At 67.6% G+C, this 3,471-nt stretch carries 3 protein-coding genes; 1 reads left to right on the top strand and 2 read right to left on the bottom strand.

Features of this window, described 5'->3' with window-relative positions:
• Nucleotides 1-256: 256 nt before the first annotated feature.
• The gene (locus L1088_RS12315) at nucleotides 257-2,107 is read right to left on the bottom strand and encodes an aldehyde ferredoxin oxidoreductase family protein (RefSeq protein WP_234555342.1); all 1,851 of its coding nucleotides are present in this window, start codon (nucleotides 2,105-2,107) and stop codon (nucleotides 257-259) included.
• A 26-nt stretch (nucleotides 2,108-2,133) separates the two neighbouring features.
• Here L1088_RS12315 and tsaB point away from each other — a divergent pair, with 26 nt between their 5' ends.
• Nucleotides 2,134-2,682: a tRNA (adenosine(37)-N6)-threonylcarbamoyltransferase complex dimerization subunit type 1 TsaB gene (gene tsaB / locus L1088_RS12320; RefSeq protein WP_135259775.1), complete on the top strand. Its 549-nt coding sequence runs from the start codon at nucleotides 2,134-2,136 to the stop codon at nucleotides 2,680-2,682.
• Between the two features lie 4 nt (nucleotides 2,683-2,686).
• Here tsaB and L1088_RS12325 read toward each other — a convergent pair whose 3' ends face one another.
• On the bottom strand, nucleotides 2,687-3,340 hold the full coding sequence (locus L1088_RS12325; protein WP_135259776.1) for a flavodoxin family protein: 654 nt from the start codon (nucleotides 3,338-3,340) through the stop codon (nucleotides 2,687-2,689).
• Nucleotides 3,341-3,471 lie beyond the last annotated feature (131 nt).

The raw sequence follows: 3,471 nt of genomic DNA on the forward strand, positions 1-3,471 counted from the left end.
CGCTGGGGTAGGATGGGCGTGTCCTCTGCACCCTTCAAGGATACAAGACTTTTACGACAGCCTCTAATACCACCCCACGGGGACTTCGTCCCCGTGGGGGCCCCGGTGAAAGGGTACCCAGGGCCTCCGCCAGGGGAAGGGAGCGAAGGGTCCAGCGGGAAAGGGTATGAAAGGGCACCCGCGGCCTCTCCCAGGGAAAGGGCTCAGGAGCAAAGGGCATAAGCACCCCGTCGTGGCCTGGGCCACCCTGGGGGGCTCAGGCGAACTCCCCTAGGCCTAGGGCCTGCAGGCGGGCCGGGTCCACCCCGCCCTCCCAGCCCGCCAGCCGCCAGTAAGTGCGCACCCCCTCCTGGAAGGCCCCGGAGTCCAGATGGGCCTCGGGGTTCCCCTTGCGGAAGGGCTGGAAAAAGCGCTCGGGAAGCCGGTCCTCCTCTGGGCCAATCCCCTCCCGCAGGTTGAAAAGCCGGGTGAGCTGAAGCGTCCTCTCTCCCACCTCCAGCATCTCCTTAGGGGAAAGCCGCCAGCCCATGGTGGCGTAAAGGGCCTCCTGCCACTCCTCCGGGGTCCAGGGCACGAAGTCGCACATCACCAGGCTGTTCACGAAGCCCCGCTCCCGGGTCTTGGTCCAGAGCATGCGCACCTTGGCCTCGGAAAGGTCCTCTATGGGCAGGGGCTGGAAGTCTTCCCCGTAGAAACGAAGCTCCTTTAGGGCCTTCCCCTCCTTGGCGAAGGCGGTGTCGTGCAGGTTGTGGTTGTGGTCCGCCCCCGTGGGGCTCACCGCGTAGCCCACCCCCAGGGCCCGCTTGAACCGGGGGTCGTGCATGGGCACCTCCTGGCCCTTCACCTGCATGGCCAGCTCCGGATGGCCTAGGGCCTCCGCCAGGCGCTTGGCCCCCTGGGCCAGAAGCTCCCCCAGCCGCCCCTCCTTTCGGGCCAGCCGCTCGATGGCGGCGATGAGGGCATCCCCGTTGCCAAAGCGGAGGCCCAGCCCCTCGTCGTCCAGGTAGCCCCGCTCCACCGCCTCCATGGCGCAGGCGACGGTCACCCCCACCCCGATCACGTCCAGGCCGTACTGGTTGCAAAGGGTGTTGGCCTTGGTGACGACGTAGGGGTCGGTGACCCCGCAGGTGGAGCCCAAAGCCCCCAGGCCCTCGTACTCCGGCCCCCCGTACTCTGGGCGCACGTCGTACTTGCCCGTGCCCTCGATCTTTACCACCTGCTTGCAGCGGATGGCGCAGGCGTAGCAGGTGTCCCGGCCGATGCGGATGCCTAAGGCGTCCAAGCTGGTGCCGTCCAGGGCCTCGGCCCCCTCCAGGTAGCCGTCCAGGAAGTTGTGGCTGGGAAGCACCCCCCGCAGGTTGAAGGGCCGCACCGTGCCCACGGTGCCCATGGTGACCAGGCCCGCCGCCCGGTCCATGCGCTCCTTGGCCATGCGGCGGGCCAGCTCCTTAAGAAGGGCCGGGTCGTGGTAGGCGGGCAAGGTTTCCTTCCTGGCCCGGGCGGAAACCGCCTTGAGGCGCTTGGACCCCATCACCGCCCCCAGCCCCCCCCGCCCGGCGAAGTGGGCCAGGTCCTGGATCACGTTGGCGGTGAGGACCTGGTTTTCCCCAGCGATCCCGCTCTGAGCGATGCGGGTCTGGCCCCCGTGGGCCTCCTTGAGGAGGGCTTCCACCTCGAGGGGGTCCTTGCCCCAAAGGTGAAACGCAGGGTGGAGGGACACCTTCCCCCCTTCCACGTGCAGGTATACGGGCTCCGCCGCCCGCCCTAGGACCACCAAGGCGTCCAGGCCGGCGTTCTTCAGCTCAGCCCCGAAGAACCCCCCGCCCTCCGCGTCCCCGTACCCTCCGGTGAGGGGGCTCTTGGCGGCCACGGTGTTCCGCCCCGAGCCGGAGATGGGGGTGCCGGTGAGGACCCCGGGGGCGAAGACTAAGGCGTTCTCCGGTCCCAGGGGGTCAGCCCCCGAAGGTATGTGTTTGAGGAGGAGGTAGGCGGCCAGGGCCCGCCCCCCGAGGAACTTCCGCCAGAAGGCCTCGCCGTAGCTCTCGTACCAGATGCGCCCCGTGGAGAGGTCCACAAAGGCCACGCGGTCGTGGTAACCCTTGGGCATGGCCCCATGCTACCCCATCCGGTAAGATGCCCTCCGTGTGGACCCTAACCCTGGACACAGCTACCCCCTACCTTGCCCTAGGGCTGTTCCAGGGAGAGGAGGGGGTGGGAAGGGTGGTACGCGTGGAAAGGCGGCACGAGGAAAGCCTTTTCCCCCTTTTGGACGAACTCCTTGCCAAGGTGGGGGCGCGGAAGGAGGAGATCGGCGCCCTCGTCCTGGGGGAAGGCCCGGGCTCCTACACCGGCCTCCGCATCGCCCTGGCGGCGGGCTTAGGCATCGCCTTGGCCCAGGGGGCCAAGGTATGGGCCGTGAGCTCCCTTCTCGCCGCCTGCTGGCCCTTCCTGCAGGAGGGTGGTCCTCCCCTCACCCCCCTCTTCACCGCCAGAAACCGCCTTTACTACGGGGCCACCTACGCCAGGCGGGAGGGAAGGCCCATAGAGGTTCTCCCTCCCCGCAAGCTTCGGGCGGAGGAGCTTCCCCCCACGGGCCTCCTCCTGGACCCCCCTCCGGACCCCCGGGCCCTTTACGACCTCCTCCCCTTCGCCCGCGAGGGGGTGGCGCCCCTCTACCTCTGACCCTTCAATCGGCAGCCGCCCCAGGGAGGTGGGGAAGGCGGTACTGGTAGCTGGGAAGGGGTTCCCGGAAAGAGGCACCCTGCAACCTCTCGGCCATCAGGACCAGGTTTTCCCCAGCGATGCGGGCGTCTTCCAGGAGCTCCGCGTTCTCCGCCAGGCGCCCGTTCCCCCGGCGGTGAGCGTAGACCAGGCCCAACGGAGCCAGGACAAACCCCATGTAGCTGAGGGGCAGGAGCATCTGGGAAAGGGCTTGGCTGGCCCCCTCCTCCTCCGCCACCGCCAAAAGGGCCATGGGCTTGCCCAGGTTCAGGAGGCCCTGGTTCTCCATGGAGGTCATGCGCTCCAGGAGGGCCTTCATGCGGGCGGAGGCGCTAAACCAGTAAACCGGGGTGGCGAAGACCACGGCATCGGCGTTCAGGATCTTCTCCGCCACCTTGCCGAAGCCGTCCCAAGGCCCCTGCACGCAGGTATCGGGGCCGCAAGCCAAGGGGTCCACGGAGTAGTTCCCGGCGCAAAAGGGAAAGGGATGCTTCACCAGGTCCAGGCGCTCCGTGCTAGCCCCCTTGCGCCTGGCCGCTTCCAGAACCTCGTCCAGCAACTCCGCCGTAAACCCATCCGTCCGTGCCGATGCGTTGACGCCGAGCACGCGTAAGCCCATAAATATCACCCACGCACTAAACCTCCTTTAGCATAGCAGGCGCATCCTAGGGCCGCCAAGGCCCTGTAATTGGCCACTACATTTGAGACACCTTGGGGAACCGACCCCTCCTGCATCCTAGCCAGAAACTC

The organism is Thermus caliditerrae (assembly GCF_021462525.1).
Classification (GTDB): Bacteria; Deinococcota; Deinococci; order Deinococcales; family Thermaceae; genus Thermus; species Thermus caliditerrae.